General features: G+C 40.5%; 11 protein-coding genes. 3 read left to right on the top strand and 8 right to left on the bottom strand.

Annotated features, from left to right (window positions below):
- Positions 1-631: 631 nt before the first annotated feature.
- Positions 632-1,963 (top strand): HlyD family efflux transporter periplasmic adaptor subunit, encoded by a 1,332-nt coding sequence (locus ACR5KR_RS30435; protein ID WP_448269113.1) that lies wholly within the window; start codon positions 632-634, stop codon positions 1,961-1,963.
- A 141-nt stretch (positions 1,964-2,104) separates the two neighbouring features.
- On the opposite strand, the gene ACR5KR_RS30430 is transcribed toward ACR5KR_RS30435, so the two are convergent.
- Entirely contained in the window at positions 2,105-3,820 is a 1,716-nt protein-coding gene (locus tag ACR5KR_RS30430) for an alpha/beta hydrolase (protein WP_448269112.1), read from the bottom strand.
- A gap of 243 nt (positions 3,821-4,063) precedes the next feature.
- On the opposite strand from ACR5KR_RS30430, the gene ACR5KR_RS30425 reads away from it, so the two are divergent.
- Positions 4,064-4,258: a hypothetical protein gene (locus tag ACR5KR_RS30425; RefSeq protein WP_448269111.1), complete on the top strand. Its 195-nt coding sequence runs from the start codon at positions 4,064-4,066 to the stop codon at positions 4,256-4,258.
- Positions 4,259-4,278: 20 nt separating this feature from the next.
- On the opposite strand, the gene ACR5KR_RS30420 is transcribed toward ACR5KR_RS30425, so the two are convergent.
- The 4 genes from ACR5KR_RS30420 to ACR5KR_RS30405 form a co-directional block, all read right to left on the bottom strand.
- The gene (locus ACR5KR_RS30420; protein WP_448269110.1) at positions 4,279-5,193 is read right to left on the bottom strand and encodes an ion channel; all 915 of its coding nucleotides are present in this window, start codon (positions 5,191-5,193) and stop codon (positions 4,279-4,281) included.
- Positions 5,194-5,374: 181 nt separating this feature from the next.
- Positions 5,375-6,265, bottom strand: coding sequence for a YsnF/AvaK domain-containing protein (locus ACR5KR_RS30415; protein WP_448269109.1), 891 nt, complete (start codon positions 6,263-6,265; stop codon positions 5,375-5,377).
- Between the two features lie 357 nt (positions 6,266-6,622).
- Entirely contained in the window at positions 6,623-7,531 is a 909-nt protein-coding gene (locus ACR5KR_RS30410) for a DUF2382 domain-containing protein (RefSeq protein WP_448269108.1), read from the bottom strand.
- 472 nt (positions 7,532-8,003) lie between these two features.
- On the bottom strand, positions 8,004-8,816 hold the full coding sequence (locus ACR5KR_RS30405) for a DUF2382 domain-containing protein (protein ID WP_445628897.1): 813 nt from the start codon (positions 8,814-8,816) through the stop codon (positions 8,004-8,006).
- A gap of 236 nt (positions 8,817-9,052) precedes the next feature.
- Between ACR5KR_RS30405 and ACR5KR_RS30400 the strand changes: the two genes are divergently transcribed.
- Positions 9,053-9,784, top strand: coding sequence for a DUF1995 family protein (locus ACR5KR_RS30400; RefSeq protein WP_448269107.1), 732 nt, complete (start codon positions 9,053-9,055; stop codon positions 9,782-9,784).
- A 184-nt stretch (positions 9,785-9,968) separates the two neighbouring features.
- Here ACR5KR_RS30400 and ACR5KR_RS30395 read toward each other — a convergent pair whose 3' ends face one another.
- From ACR5KR_RS30395 to ACR5KR_RS30385, 3 genes are all read right to left on the bottom strand, one after another.
- Positions 9,969-10,304: an element excision factor XisI family protein gene (locus ACR5KR_RS30395; protein ID WP_448269106.1), complete on the bottom strand. Its 336-nt coding sequence runs from the start codon at positions 10,302-10,304 to the stop codon at positions 9,969-9,971.
- Entirely contained in the window at positions 10,292-10,711 is a 420-nt protein-coding gene (locus ACR5KR_RS30390; RefSeq protein WP_448269105.1) for a XisH family protein, read from the bottom strand. Before ACR5KR_RS30390 ends, ACR5KR_RS30395 begins: the two co-directional genes overlap by 13 nt.
- A gap of 106 nt (positions 10,712-10,817) precedes the next feature.
- Positions 10,818-13,838: a zinc-dependent metalloprotease gene (locus tag ACR5KR_RS30385; RefSeq protein WP_448269104.1), complete on the bottom strand. Its 3,021-nt coding sequence runs from the start codon at positions 13,836-13,838 to the stop codon at positions 10,818-10,820.
- Positions 13,839-14,173 lie beyond the last annotated feature (335 nt).

Genomic DNA, 14,173 nt, shown 5'->3' with positions numbered 1-14,173 from the left:
AGCATAAAAGATTGTAATAACAATGCTTTTAAACTAGCTTAACTACTTATTAATCAGAAGATAAAAGAAAAATTTTTCTCTCTATTATAGAAATTTTTGCAAGTAAATAAAGAAAAGGTAAAATTTTAGAAGAAAATTATAAAGATTTGGTCTTTTTACTAAAAGCCACTAATTGTTATATAGACTTAGGCTATGGATCGGTTTTTAGCTATTGCTGATGGAGAAACCTCTAAGACAAGCGGCTCCTCTTCTCCCAAGGGAAGGGGATAAGAAGACTAAGCTTTCAGAGGATGTTTGAAAAGTTGCAAAGTATATTAGAAAACTCTTTACAAACCTCTCCCAAAAGGTCGAGAGGCTTTGAAATCCTCCCTTTTCTTCTAAAAAAGGGGGATAGAGACGTTAGATTTATGGTACTTAGATGTTAGCAATAATACTTTTCAAACAACCTCTCAGAGTGAGAAAAAAGGCTCCTAAGTTGAAAATGCTTGTTCAATAAATATCTATATATATAGATGTAATGTCGCTTTGCATTTTCATACTTGGTACTGTACGAAGTTCATAACTATCACCTTCTTAGACTAGCTAGCCACCTGCTAAATTCTTTGCACAACTAAAATATTTTTTAACATATATGCTTATTGACCCCCAACCGGACTTTCTCCGCCCAGTTGAAAGCGACGAATATCTTCCTCCAATTAGCAGTTGGACAAGGCTGGGAGGGATATTTTTAATTGGAAGTGTTGGCGCTGCCTTCGGACTTGCAAGTGTCATTCAATACAACATAGTCGTGAGAGCAGATGGTACTGTCCGTCCCACGGGAGAAATACGGTTAGTGCAAGCAGCAGCAGAAGGCACGGTTAGAAGCATTAGGGTCAAAGAAAATCAAGTTGTGAAAAGGGGAGATGAGATTGCACTGCTCTACGACACCCAATTACAAAGTAAAAAAAGCCAAATTGCCGGCAATATCCGGCAGAATCATTTACAAAGAACGCAAATCGATGCACAACTAAGAGCGCTACAGAATCAAATCACAGCTGAATCCAATTCTATGGGACAAGCGATTATCTCTGCGCAAGCCGATCTTAGTCGTAATCAACGGGATTATGGAGACAAGCGAATTACCAGTAAGGCAGAAGTGGATGAAGTAGAAGCCTCTGTAGAGTTAGCAAGGGAAGAACTGAAGCGATATCAGCAGTTAGCAAAGACTGGAGCGATCGCAACTCTACAGATTAAGGAAAAAGAACAAGCTTTCAAAGCTGCACTTGCCAGATTAGAAGGGATTAAAACTGGACTCAATCCCACTAGCGCAAATGTGGAGATCGCCCAAGAACGCATTGCCCAAGAACGGGCAAAGGGTGAGTCTATGCTTGCGGCATTGAACAAAGAAAGACAAGAACTGATTGGGCGTCAAGTAGAAATTCAAAATCAAATCAGCAGCGCTCAAGAAGAGCTAAAACAACTCTCAACAGAACTGCAAAAAACTGTAATTCAGGCTTCAGAGGCAGGTACTATCCTAAAACTAGAATTAAGGAATCCTGGGCAAGTTGTTCGTGCTGGGGATGCGATCGCTCAAATTGCTCCTAGTAAAGCACCTCTGGTCATCAAAGCCCGTGTTGCCGCTTCTGATATTAGCAAAGTACAGGTGTGTAAAGTCGTACAAGTAACGAAATGTTCGCAAGGGGAAGTACAAATGCGGTTTTCTGCCTATCCGTACCCAGATTACGGCATCCTCAAAGGAGCTGTTAGAGCTATAACCGCCGACGCTATTACATCTCAAGTTAACGGCAATCCAATTGCGCCTTACTATGAGGTGACAATTGAGGCAGAGAGACCTTATTTAAAAAAGGGCGATAAATCCTATCCCATTCAACCGGGGATGGAAGTTACAGCTGATATCATTTCCAAAAAAGAAACCGTAATGACATTTATTTTGAGAAAAGCAAGGTTGCTAACAGATTTGTAGGCTTTTTCTTGTATTCCACGCCATTAAGAATCACTCAGGATTTATGCATTAGACCTCTTGCACGGTTTTAGATCCCCCCTAACCCCCCTGAAAAAAGGGGGAACTAGAATCAAAGTCCCCCTTTTGAAGGGCAGGGCTGTTTCATTGCCTCAAAGGTTGATAAGGGGTGGAAGTAGGTTGAGGATTTGATGGTTTGCTGGACTGGGGAGTTGGCCCACTCCAAACTCGATCGAACTGAGCTACCGACAACGACTGTAAAATACTAAGATTAAGCGGCTCTTTGCTGATAAATGTGGCATAGGAAGGCTGCAAATAGGAACGGTATTCAGGGCGGTTAAGGAGATGGGTTTCTAAAAAAGCGACGCTAAGGGCGTTGAGATAGGAAAAAACAGCCGCACGATCGGGGCCCAGTAAAGCAGGTGGTACAGGTAAGACATTGTTTTGAGAAGTCGGTTCGGCGATCGCTGAAAAGTGGGTGGCATTTTCAATCAAAGCCAGGTACTTATTGGAGTCAGAAAGCCAGGTAAAGGGGCGAATTTGTTCAGATACGGGTGGTGCGAAAACATCTTGACTACCTGCTACCAGCATGACGGGAATTTTAATTTGACTGATTTGCCCCTGACCTAAAACTGAGCTGTCAATGGGATTAATCGCAATGATGGCCTTGATGCGATCGTCTTTGAGTTCGTAATTCTTTGGAGGTAAATCGTTTGCTTGACACTGCAAAAACAGTGATAAATTAAAGGATGAATTATCGGGATTACAATCTTGCCTCAGTTGGCTAAAGTTAATCTCGGCTCCTGCTAAAGTCAAAACAGTATAACCACCAAAGGATTGACCGATCGCCCCAACTTGCTGAAAATTGAGTTTTCCCTGGAGGGTGGGATCGGATTTATCTAGACGCTGGAGTTCATTGAGTAGATATTTGATATCCAAAGGTCGGTTGACAAATTCTGCTGCATCTGGCGGCCCTGCCAAACCCGCAAAATATTGTTGAAAGCGTTCGGCATTACTACCAGGGTGTTCCAGTACAGCCACAGCAAAACCATAGGATGCTAGATGTTCAGCTAGATAGACAAAGGTAGAGCGATCTGAAGCCAGTCCATGAGAAATTACAATCAAAGGGAAGGGAGGAGAGAATAATTCTCCAGCTTTTTGTGAACCTGCTGACGGCAGATAGATATCTACGGGTAGACGGCGCGAGCGAGAAATGTCATTTAACTCTAGGCTTTTTTTCTGCCAGGTGAATTTTCCTGGCGATCGCAAATCTGGTTTTTGGGAGAAATCAATTTTGGAAGTGGCTGCTTGAGCGATCGCTTCTTTTTGCAGAGAGGCAAAAACTTCATCCTTTTTTTTAATCAATTGCGACAAGTCATCGACTATCCTTAATCCCTCTGTGAAATTCACCCGGATAGTATCGCTAGGAAATTTCCGCAGTAAATTCACAACCGTTAACCCCTCTTGTCGATCGGCAGCAGACAAAATTAAAGAGGCACGTATGGCATAGAAGCCATTCTTTCGAGACTCAGTGAGCAGTAATTTTCCCAGTTGTTGCACCAACTGTTCTCCTATCGGTGAGTAGGTAACTTGAGATACTAGTGTAGGAGTGAGATTAAAGCGTTGCTGGAGTAAATCCCGCAGTTGGGCGAGTTGTTCAGGAGTCGCACGGCTAGCATAAAAGGACAAATCCTGATCGATTTTGCCCTCTTTAGCAAAGGTTTCCAGCGAGTCCACCGATAAATAAAATTCGCCGAAGGGAGGATAATAAAAGCTAATGCGTTCAGCCCCCAATCCGGGAGTAGCAGTCAAGAACGTAGATAGAAAACCTAAACCCAGATATCTCAAAAATTTTTTCATTAGAAAAACCCACTATCTAACCCTGGCAAACAACTTTGGGCAGGGAGGAAAGCGGGGCGGGATCTATAACCGCTTTCCTGTTGAATTGGTTTAGATATATCAAACAGGCTATAAGCACAATAAAGCAAGTACTTACGAGAAATTTGACGGAGCTTTGAACGATCAAAATACATGAGTAGCAAATTTTTCACTCAAACAGCATCAGTAGCGCGATAATAGATATAGAGATCAAAATTAAGTTATATGTCCTTTACTTCCTGCCCCTGTTGTGTTGTCGTCCTCAACCAACAACAAGAGCAAAATATCGCCCACCAAAAGCAGTGCCAGGATGTGCCAGTTAACCACAGTAAGAGTGCGGTTAAAAGTTGCACTGTAATTGAAAATGGTCGAGTGGTCGTTAAATCCTTACAACCACCACTCAATCAAACTTTCGAGTAACTTTCAGAAATTTCACCCCTTCACTCTAAAGGTAAAACATCGTGGAAGCGGTTGTAATCAATGTAGCGATTTCCATCGGGTGTGTGGTAAATGATATCGACAAATTGATTGTTCCACAAAATCTCATTCGCACTATAGCTATGACGGGCATGAACAACCTGGACAACCGTTTCATCAATGCCACTCAAAGAGACAATCAGCATAGTATTTGTCTGGGTTAACGATTCTGGTGTCATCCCATACAAAGGACTAAACTCATCAATGACATGCATCACTGACCAGCTTAACGTGAAGCTAGGTGTTTGGTTCCTCACCAGTTTAAGATCGTGGAACCGACGTATGAACTGTCCTTCTAGGGTTATTTCGTCGCGCATCAAGTAGACTCGCATCTGCGCTTCCAGAATCGTATTGCGACGCTTATTAGCGCTGCGAAATATCAGAGTCGGCATCGCATTATGAGGTGTAATGACAGCAACACGGCTAAAAAGTACACGGGCTGTAGGTCGAGAGAACCGAGCAAACGCTAGTCCTGTCATCACAGCAATTCCCACCAAACCGATCATTGCTTCAATCGTGACAATAATGTTGGCGTAAGTTGTTTTCGGATACATTGCCCCATAGCCAATAGATGCTAGGGTTTGGACGCTAAAGAAAAATAAATCTAAAAAAGAGCCAGGTTGGGCGTTGGCAATACAATCTCCTCCGATCGAGTAAGCTAGGGCAAATAGAGCATTAATCGTTATATAGAAAGTACAAATCAGCAGCAGAAAGCCAATCCAAGGAATCGTCAACAGCAGATGATAAGGATCGCGCCAGTAGGAATGCCATGCACCCATACCTATAATTTCAAATTTTCCATCTTGAACTTGAATCTTAATCGGTGGGATCGAACGCTGTCGTTTCTTGGGTGAAAGTCTCTTCAGTCGAAATTTCATTGCAAGTAGCCAAAAGAACGCCAACTACTTAGTATTGTAAATTAAGTTGCATTAGAGACATTCACTCTAGACAATTAGGCAGTAGAAATTTAGCTTTCTTTTCTTAAATCAGCAAAAAAATAGGGTGTGCAATGCCCACCCTACTATCTTTATCTGCTAGAAACTTGTTAAAAACTTGTTGTTATGGCTTTAGTGATTGACCTTTAGAACAGCGGTCAAACCACTCCTGGTATTTTTTCTGGTGCAACTCATCTTCAACAGCAATGGTAACACGCACCTGCTTGCAGCCGTGATTTCGCTCTAGTGCGATCGCATTCAATAATAAATTAGCAATTTTAGGTGAGCTAAACTCGCCGCTTACCGTTAAACCGCTGTCATGTGTAACTTCAAGTCTTTCTACTTCGGTCAAATCAAGCCCAGAAATTTCTCCTTGTCCTAAATCAATTTCTGCAAGTTGTTTGTGTTCTGGGCTAATTTGTTCCACAATCAGCTTTTCACGCCGGACAGGAACTTGTACCATCCGAGTTTCAATTACTTTGCGAACAATTACCTCACCAACTTTACGCTTACTGCTTTCAACAACTAGCCGTTCTTCTAGTAGACGAATAATCTGTTCTTCAGGAATCTGTTCTAAATTATTTAATGACTCAACTGAGCTATTTGTAGTTTGATTGTTAGCTACTTGCTCAGTTGAGTTAAAATCGCCTGGTGTTTCTGATTCTAAATATTCAGGCATATATTCAATTTCTGATTTGTTTAAGTCTATGAAAACAGATTGAGTCGGCTTGTCTATTTTTTTGATTCTCTGGCTCTGCAACTGAAATAAAGAAGGATGTTTATCAGCTAACTGCTGGCTAGATTCAGCAGTTTTTTGATTAGCCTGGTTCGATATTACGAGGTTTAGCCGACGATTAGCATCCACAATTAAATCATGAACTACTCCTACTAGCTGACCTTGATTATCAAATACAGCAAAATTGTTCACCTTCTTTCTTAAATCTACCAGCGAGGAGATAGTGCGAGAATTACCCTTTGCCTGTAATGTGTTTTTTGCCATAGTTTGGCTATTCATCTGGAAAGTTTACTAACTGCTTTCTACTTAGCTAAATTAAATGTATTAATCATCTGGATACCATTTAGAAGGTATTTGCACTCAATGGATTTATCCAACTCATATCCAGAGTAATATTTGCAATCAAAAATCCTTAGTGAGATCGATACTTTTCGCTTCAGCGAGAAAGGGGAAAGGGTAACGATTTTAATTTACCTTTACCCCTTTCCCCAGACCAAAAGAGAGATTGTTGGGTTTATCCGAAAAGTATTGTAAGTGGTATCAGCGTAAGGACAGGTAAAGCTAATTCAACTGCTTCACCTGTACTGTATAGAATTAATTATTAGTCATTAGCTAGTAACTAATGACTATGTATAGTTAGCGTTCTTCAATGGGAAGATTACCAGAATTCACATCTAACTCTTCACGACGCACAGTTTCTTGAGTTTCAACTGTGTCTTGATCGACCACTTTTCTAACTCTGACTTCTTCACGCAGAAATGCTTCTTTGCGAATATCAGGAGTTTCTTCATGGATTTCTATGCGAGCAACTTCGCCTTCACGGAAGTCTGCTTCGCGCCCAGAAACAGGCGTACCCGCATCTGCTGGAGTTACACGTTCAATCACGACTCGTTCTCTTTCTACTGGCACTGCAACCCGTGCGGTATCAGTTTCAACATGCTTGCCAATCGTTACTTCTCCAGTTTTTTGGCGTCGTTTGCTGGCAATCAACCGTTCTTCATACAATCTCAGAGTTTGATGATCTTGCTCGTTTAAACCGTATAAAGCAGGCTCATTTTCGTAAGTGTAGCTATCACGGGCGTAAGTGGGAGTTGTACCCAATGGTGCTACAGGCGTTCCTAAAGGATCTAATCCTGCTGAAGGGTCTAATGGTGTTGCAGCTTCTACAGCAAGGTTGTTGTAGTCTGTGGGTTGGCGATATACCCCACGCACCCGTTCTTCATAGTCGTAATCAAGGGTTTGACGTTCATCGAACTCAGGCAAATCTTCAGCTTGCTCTCTAGTCAAACCAATAGTGTAAACGCGATCGGTATTATAGTCGATACGAGCGCGGCCGATTGGTAGTAATACTTTTTTACCAAAAATCCAGAAGCCTAAGTCAACAACTAGATAGCGAAAATGACCTTCTTCATCAACTAAAATATCGCTAACAGTACCAACTTTTTCATCAGTTCCCTGTGTATAGACACCCTGCCCTTTAATGTCATGACCATCAAAACTTTCTTGATAGCTAGGCTCAAAATCTTCTAATTTGTAAAGAACCATTATTTTTAACCTCAAATATTTTTTGTCAATCTCTTAATAACTAAAGTAGACATTGATTTATTTTTGTACATCCTTCTGCCGAATGAATTATTTCCAGAGTTAAATAATCGAAAGTTATAGATAATTTTGGGCGATATGGCTAACTAGAGACATGAAATTAGGAGCATCTCACTTGACTGTTGTAAAGATATGTCTAGCTTTAGTACGCGGGATTCACCAGATATATTAAGATTTTTAATGCAAAGTTTTGTATTTTGTATCTTGTATCCTTGGATCTATAGATGGTTTCTCAAGATATAATTTTTTGAATGTTAAGATTACTTACTTTTTAGAAACTTGAAAATCTTGTTATTGAATAAAAAATACAGGCAGAGATCAAATTAACTTTGCCTGTATGATAATTTTTAGATAAATCTATCAAACAAATTTATCAACCAGCTAATTAAATAGCTTTATATGCAGTAACACCAAATTATTGCACATCTAAATTACCCGCAGTATCAACATCTAATTCTTCTCGACGAATAGTGTCTTGTGCTTCCACAATGTCCTGTTCTACTATTTTTTTCACCCGGACTTCTTCACGCACAAACGCTTCTTTCTGTATCTCAGGCGTTTCTTCGTACACTTCTATGCGTGCTACTTCTCCTTCTTGAAACTTAAGTTCATTGGGATTTACAACCTTTCCTGCTTCTGTTGGCGTAATTCGCTCAATCAAAACTCGTTCTTTTTGAACGGGTACTGTAACGCTTACAGTTTCTGTTTCAATATGCTTACCAACCGTGACTTCTCCGGTTTTGATGCGCTGTTTATTGGCAATTAATCGTTCTTCATAGAGTTTAAAAGTTTGATGAGATTGCTCATTCAATCCATATAAATTGGGATTTTCTTGGTAATTGTATGTATCGCGATCGGAAGTCACACCGCTAGTTGGAGAACGAAATACACTACGTACCTTTTCTTCGTAATCATTATTAACGATCGCATCTTCTGTATGATCGGGTAAACCTTCTATTTGCTGTCTGCTTAACCCATCAACATAGACGCGCCTTTCTAGATAACTGATCCGGCAAAGACCAGTTGGTAGTAAGATTTTCTTGTTAACAAAATCTAAGCTGACATCAATAATTAAATAGCGGAAATGACCATCATCATCAACTAAAACGTCAGCAACTGAGCCAACTCTGTCCCCACCTTCAGTATAAAGATCCAACGCTTTGAGATCGTCTCCGCCAAAAGTATCTCGATAATTTGGGTCAAAGCGTTCAAGTTTATGAAGAGGCATACGCTGTTCCTAAGTTGTTTATAAGGTTTATTTGTGAGTATAAAAAATATTGAGCTAAGTATCCTCCTGCTGGCGACTGAGTTTAATGGAGATATTTGAGGATTTATATTATTAGGGGAATACTCAAGTGAAACAGTCCTACGTTTTAAGGGGATTGGGCAATCTCATCTGTGTAAGTCCTAATTAAGAGCCAATACTGAAACAATGGGAATAGACACTACAGAACCATGCAAATTATGAGTGAACTTCCAAATAGTCTTGAAGATGCGATCGCCCAATCTCGTACAGCCGTTCAAGCTGCCCTTGCAGATGGCTGTACTCGCTTACAAGTTGAGTTCCTGTTCCCGGAACTGAAGTTTATGCCGATAGCAGAACAATTTCTACCGGCGTTTACAGATTATGATTCCCGTTTGAAGATTTTCTTTGCTGACGCTGGGGCTGCGGCCCTAGCCCGACGTGATTGGGTAGATGCGCCATTTCAAATTTTGGATATTGGTACGGGTAGGGCTGCTTCTTTGCAGACAAAAATTCAGCCAGAGGATGAAATTTTCTTATTCATCGCCCCCACATCGGTAGAAGTGCCGCAGTTGGAAAAGCTGTGTGAAGTAATAGGCGATCGCCCTTTAGTTTTGTTAAATCCTCGCTTAGAAGATTCTGGAACCGTGGGCATTGGTTATACAGCGAGAAAAATCCGCGATCGCTTTATCAGTACCATTGAATCCGCCTATTACGTGCGCCCCATAGACGATCGAAGTGCCCTATATCGCTGCTACCCAGGACAGTGGGAAGTTTGGCTGGAAACGGGCGGCGAATATCAAAGAATTGCCGAATTAACCACAAAACCATCAGGTGATGATTTGGATCTCATTGTTTTAAAAGGACAACCGCAAACAACAGATGCGACACCTGCGAGAAAGCCCAGCGTGTTTAAGAGTTTGCAACGATTTTTAAAAGCATTGAGTAGTTAAGATAATGCAGAGGTAGCAGGAAAAAAATTCTCATCTGCTGCCTCATTTTGAGTTTTTATACATCGCATTGGTTATCCTGAATGGAAAAAATTGAGCAATCCAGATGTGTATTGCGTACAGTCGATCGAGGGTGCAACACACGTAGAGTGCATGAGATTTTTACAAGTAGTTTAGCAACAATCTTTTAACTCACAGCATAATCTGTATACTGCCGGATGTAAGGCGGGTGAAACCCAACAACAATATCGTGTTTTGGTACTCCCATTGCTGTAAGTTGCTCACCTACATCCTCTTCTGTACCATTCCACTGAATCCATATTTTGCCGTTTTTGATATCAAAATGCATTACAGGGCCAAAAACCCTACGTCTATTTTGCCAACCAATATATATCAGTTGGTAATGGTCTTGTTCTACGTCAAAAATTGTTTGAGCTTCAATTTCATTATTACAGGAGGCGCGTTGAGCATATTCTATAAGTAATTGCCGAATACACTCTCGATATTTATCTAAATCTGCCATCGGATAATTTCCTCCGTTTCCACATCATAAACTATCAGATTGATTTGACTGCGCTGGATAATACTTTTAATAAATGGTTTATTTAAAAAATCGTTATAAGTGTTTAAGGGCACTGCTAAATATAAAACTCGCTCTGAATCTATTTCTTCTAATGCATATCGATAATTAATAAACTGTCCCACCGCAGTATGAAATTCAGAAATAGTTGAAGTACCAATGAAACTTTTAACTTCAACTGCTATTATTTGTCCCTCTCTTTCGGCTGCAATAATTCTCTCTGCTCCCAAATCGATGTACATATCGGTAATATTTTCTATGCGAATTAGTAAAGGGTCATGAGTAATTCGCCATCCGTCCTTTTGTAATGCCGATTTTACAACATTGTGAAATTTATCTCTAGCTGACATAAACTATTTTTTCTGTCCGTAGAGCATTCTAAATATATTTTGCCAAAATTAGGGGAAAAAAAGAAAAGTGAGGAATTTTACTATTAACTCCTCACTCCTAACTTTTTTAATTTGTTTGCAACGGTGCATTCAAGACTTTCTCAATGCGATCGCGCGTTTCTAATAAGTGCGCTTTGGTGTATTCATCCTCAGAATTAACGCCCTTTAGCTTCTCATCAAGCTGTTTTAGTTTATACCATGCCAAAGTACGAGCATCTTCTGGAACATTTTCTTTTCGCAAGACCATACTAGTCAAAATGTCCAAATACTGACGCTGCAAGCCTCGCCGCAAACTAGTAATTTTCATCGGTTTACCTTTTGGTTTGATGACTTCCGTCCAAATATCTGATTGTAAAGTGTCAAATAGTTCTGGTAGAGTCAGTGCTTTTCCTTCGGTAGTTTTGAGTTCAATATCCTTGAGACGAGAAAGGCGATCGCTTGAGAGTAAATCTCGCAACACAGAACCCTGCATCAGTAGCACCAAGTCATGAATGGGAAAATCCAAACGACCAACTTGTGGAGAACTACCCCAATGTCGCCAACGAGAAGGTGCTAATTTATTCAGTAATTCTGGTGAAAAACTCAGAGCATCTTCTGCGAATACATATTTTTGTAGCGTTTCTAAAGCTTGGCGTTGTTCTTCAACGGGTACTGGTACAAATGGTAAACGGTGTTGGGTAACTCCAGAGACTTTCTCGGCAGGTATCTCGCTGGGGTGAATGCGATAGAAAGATTGTCCTCCAATATATTTTGTAGTGTAATATATTTGCTGAAAATAGTTACCCAATACTGTACTAAAACGTTCGCTGACATCGCTGTAACTATCACCAGCCTTTGGGAAACGCTTATCCAGACGTTCCCACATCACCCGCGAATTATTCAACTGCCACTGAGAATAAAGCAGCACATTACTGCTGTTATCCCAAGCATCAGCTGTGGGGTCAAGGTCATATACATCTTCATCTGTGGAATAACTCAACTCTGGCTTATAAGATTGTGCAGCAATTTCCTCCAAAATTGGCTTTTCTGCTATAGGAGTTGATGTCTGAATTGTTGTATAGCCGTACTTAATTGCCCATTCATCATAAGGCCCCACCATACTCGGAAAATAATCTCCTTGTTTTGTACCTTGAGGGGCAATATTTGGAGGAATATAGTCCATGACAGAAGTTGTCAGGCCTTTATTTTTGGTAATTTCGGTATTATTCATCTCCTGTGGTGGTAACAGTGTACTACCACGGAAGTTATGACGTAAACCCAGAGTATGTCCAACTTCGTGAGCGATGATTAAACGCAAATATTGATTAATATATTCTTTCACCTTGTCTGGAGTCGCCATAGTATCAGGCAGCAGAGACATTGCCAGTGAACCAAAGGCAAACTGGTTAGCAGCTTCCATGCCGTAGCATAAATCGTACTGACCTGCCATTTTCGATAGACGATTCAACAACCCCTCTTGTCCTTGCATCTTCTGGGGGACACCATTGTTTTTCCCATCTAAACCATTGGCGCAAAGTAGGCGATTTTGCATCAAAGCTGATAAAGTCGTGCGATTTTCTGTTTGGCTGGGTTGGACGATTTTGCGATATTCACCCTTGAGTGCCCGGATAAAGCTAGCATCTACGAGAATATCTGCATCCAAAATTTCCCCTGTCAATGGGTTAACGCGAGATGGCCCCATTGCAAAGTAGCCATCAACTGTATTAATCCAGCGAATTGTGTTGTAACGAATATCTGCCGGGTCCCAGGTAGCATCATCTGGCATTTGGCGGACTTCAATTGCATCCTTGAATCCAGCTTTGAGAAAGGCTTTGTTCCACATGAGAATGCCTTCTTTCATGGCATCGCGGTATTCTAAGGGTACAGCGTTATCAATCCAGAAGACAATCGGTTTTTTGGGACGAGAAATGGCTGCTTTCGGGTCTTGTTTTTCTAAATGCCAGCGATTGATATAGCGGACAAAAGAATCGCCGCGATCGTCATCTTTGGATAAATCTTGATAGGCGGTGATGAAATAGCCAACGCGATCGTCAGCAAGGCGCGGTCGATAATCTAGATCGGGTAGTTGGGAAAGGCTGTAGTGAACGCGCAGGGTAAAGCCACGGTTGTCAGCTAGCGACCCAAAGTTTGCCGCTTCACTGTTGGGTTCAGCACTATCAGAGTAATTCAAAATTGATTCGACTTCTAAGTTTTGAGGAAAGGCTTTAGCAGTACCAAAATAGGACTGGCTTGTGCTTTTGGGAACTCCTAAACCTACAGATAATCCAGCTAAGTCTGTGAGTAACAAATCTTCTAAGTCAATGAGAATAGTTTTGCGTTCTGGATGAATGCTTTTAATGGGAATGGTGTAGAGAACAGAATCACTAAACGATCGCGTCAGCGATCGCACTTGGGGATCTCCCTCACGAGTGCGAAAATTCACATTGCGGATGACAAAGTGTAATTTATCATCTACCCGTTTGAAATAAAATAAAAAATCTTGCAGAGGCATACCACTGTAAATACCCCGTTCGCCAATACCCGATTCCAGGGTTGCCGTAGCTAGGTAATTTTTATTAAGTTGTTCTGGCTTAATTTCTAGATAAATCTTGTTCTTTTCTTTATTACGATAAAGGGTGAACAATCCCCCTGATTTTTGGGTGTTTTTAATTACTTCGTTAAATGGCTCTAAATCATCCTTTGCTGCTGGTTTCGCGGTAGTACTAGGCTTGGCATTTGCTTTCTCTGAGAGGTTTGCGACTTGTAAAAATGGTTGCTGACCTGCTTGTTTCAGGTTTTTTACTATCCAAATAAACGGTTGAGGCTGTGCGGGTTTATTTTGATTAACTACCCAAACTTGATTTGACGGTAGCCTCTGTTTCTGAGGAATATTAATATTATTTAATGATAAGTTTGAGATTTTCGTTGAAGAAGTTTCTGTCGATAACTGACTATTGGATTTATCTTCACTGCTGACTGCTACCACATTTTCTCCAACAATATGCTTGGCTGTATCAACATTGTTAACAAACGGTGACTTAGCGCTAGCTGTCGCTATCCCTAAAAACAAACTATGTAACAAAATCATATAAAAGGTTAATTTGTTCATCGCATTCATTACCTGATAACTATCTCTCGTTAATTTTTAACTTTTGCAAAGCCATATAGCCTGCCGTATGGCGCTTATCTTAGCTGCTTTATATTAGGCAATAAACTTTCATCTGAAATTTTAATTGCCATTTTTCAGCTTTGTTGTGCTGTTTTAGTGTAGGATTTTTTCTAACAATTGCATCTCCTACAAACAATAAGTATGATTTTTACATCACACTCAGAAATTTCTTGGATAAAAAGTATCACAAATTAGCTAAATCATAGAATTAGTTGAGCTGGTAAATAATTTTGAAGTTAACACTTTATTTACATTATGAGAAGAAGCTTAAGGCT

Source organism: Nostoc sp. DSM 114159, assembly GCF_053470285.1.
Note: the sequence above shows the minus strand (reverse complement) of the source record. Positions and strands in the feature narration are given on the sequence as shown.

Bases quoted from the DNA above. Each gene is read 5' to 3' on its own strand.
- ACR5KR_RS30410 (WP_448269108.1), bottom strand. From the start codon at position 7,531: ATGGTTCTTTACAAATTAGAAGATTTTGAGCCTAGCTATCAAGAAAGT.
- ACR5KR_RS30385 (WP_448269104.1), bottom strand. From the start codon at position 13,838: ATGAACAAATTAACCTTTTATATGATTTTGTTACATAGTTTGTTTTTA.
- ACR5KR_RS30390 (WP_448269105.1), bottom strand. From the start codon at position 10,711: ATGTCAGCTAGAGATAAATTTCACAATGTTGTAAAATCGGCATTACAA.
- ACR5KR_RS30400 (WP_448269107.1), top strand. From the start codon at position 9,053: ATGAGTGAACTTCCAAATAGTCTTGAAGATGCGATCGCCCAATCTCGT.
- ACR5KR_RS30405 (WP_445628897.1), bottom strand. From the start codon at position 8,816: ATGCCTCTTCATAAACTTGAACGCTTTGACCCAAATTATCGAGATACT.
- ACR5KR_RS30420 (WP_448269110.1), bottom strand. From the start codon at position 5,193: ATGAAATTTCGACTGAAGAGACTTTCACCCAAGAAACGACAGCGTTCG.
- ACR5KR_RS30425 (WP_448269111.1), top strand. From the start codon at position 4,064: ATGTCCTTTACTTCCTGCCCCTGTTGTGTTGTCGTCCTCAACCAACAA.
- ACR5KR_RS30395 (WP_448269106.1), bottom strand. From the start codon at position 10,304: ATGGCAGATTTAGATAAATATCGAGAGTGTATTCGGCAATTACTTATA.
- ACR5KR_RS30430 (WP_448269112.1), bottom strand. From the start codon at position 3,820: ATGAAAAAATTTTTGAGATATCTGGGTTTAGGTTTTCTATCTACGTTC.
- ACR5KR_RS30435 (WP_448269113.1), top strand. From the start codon at position 632: ATGCTTATTGACCCCCAACCGGACTTTCTCCGCCCAGTTGAAAGCGAC.
- ACR5KR_RS30415 (WP_448269109.1), bottom strand. From the start codon at position 6,265: ATGAATAGCCAAACTATGGCAAAAAACACATTACAGGCAAAGGGTAAT.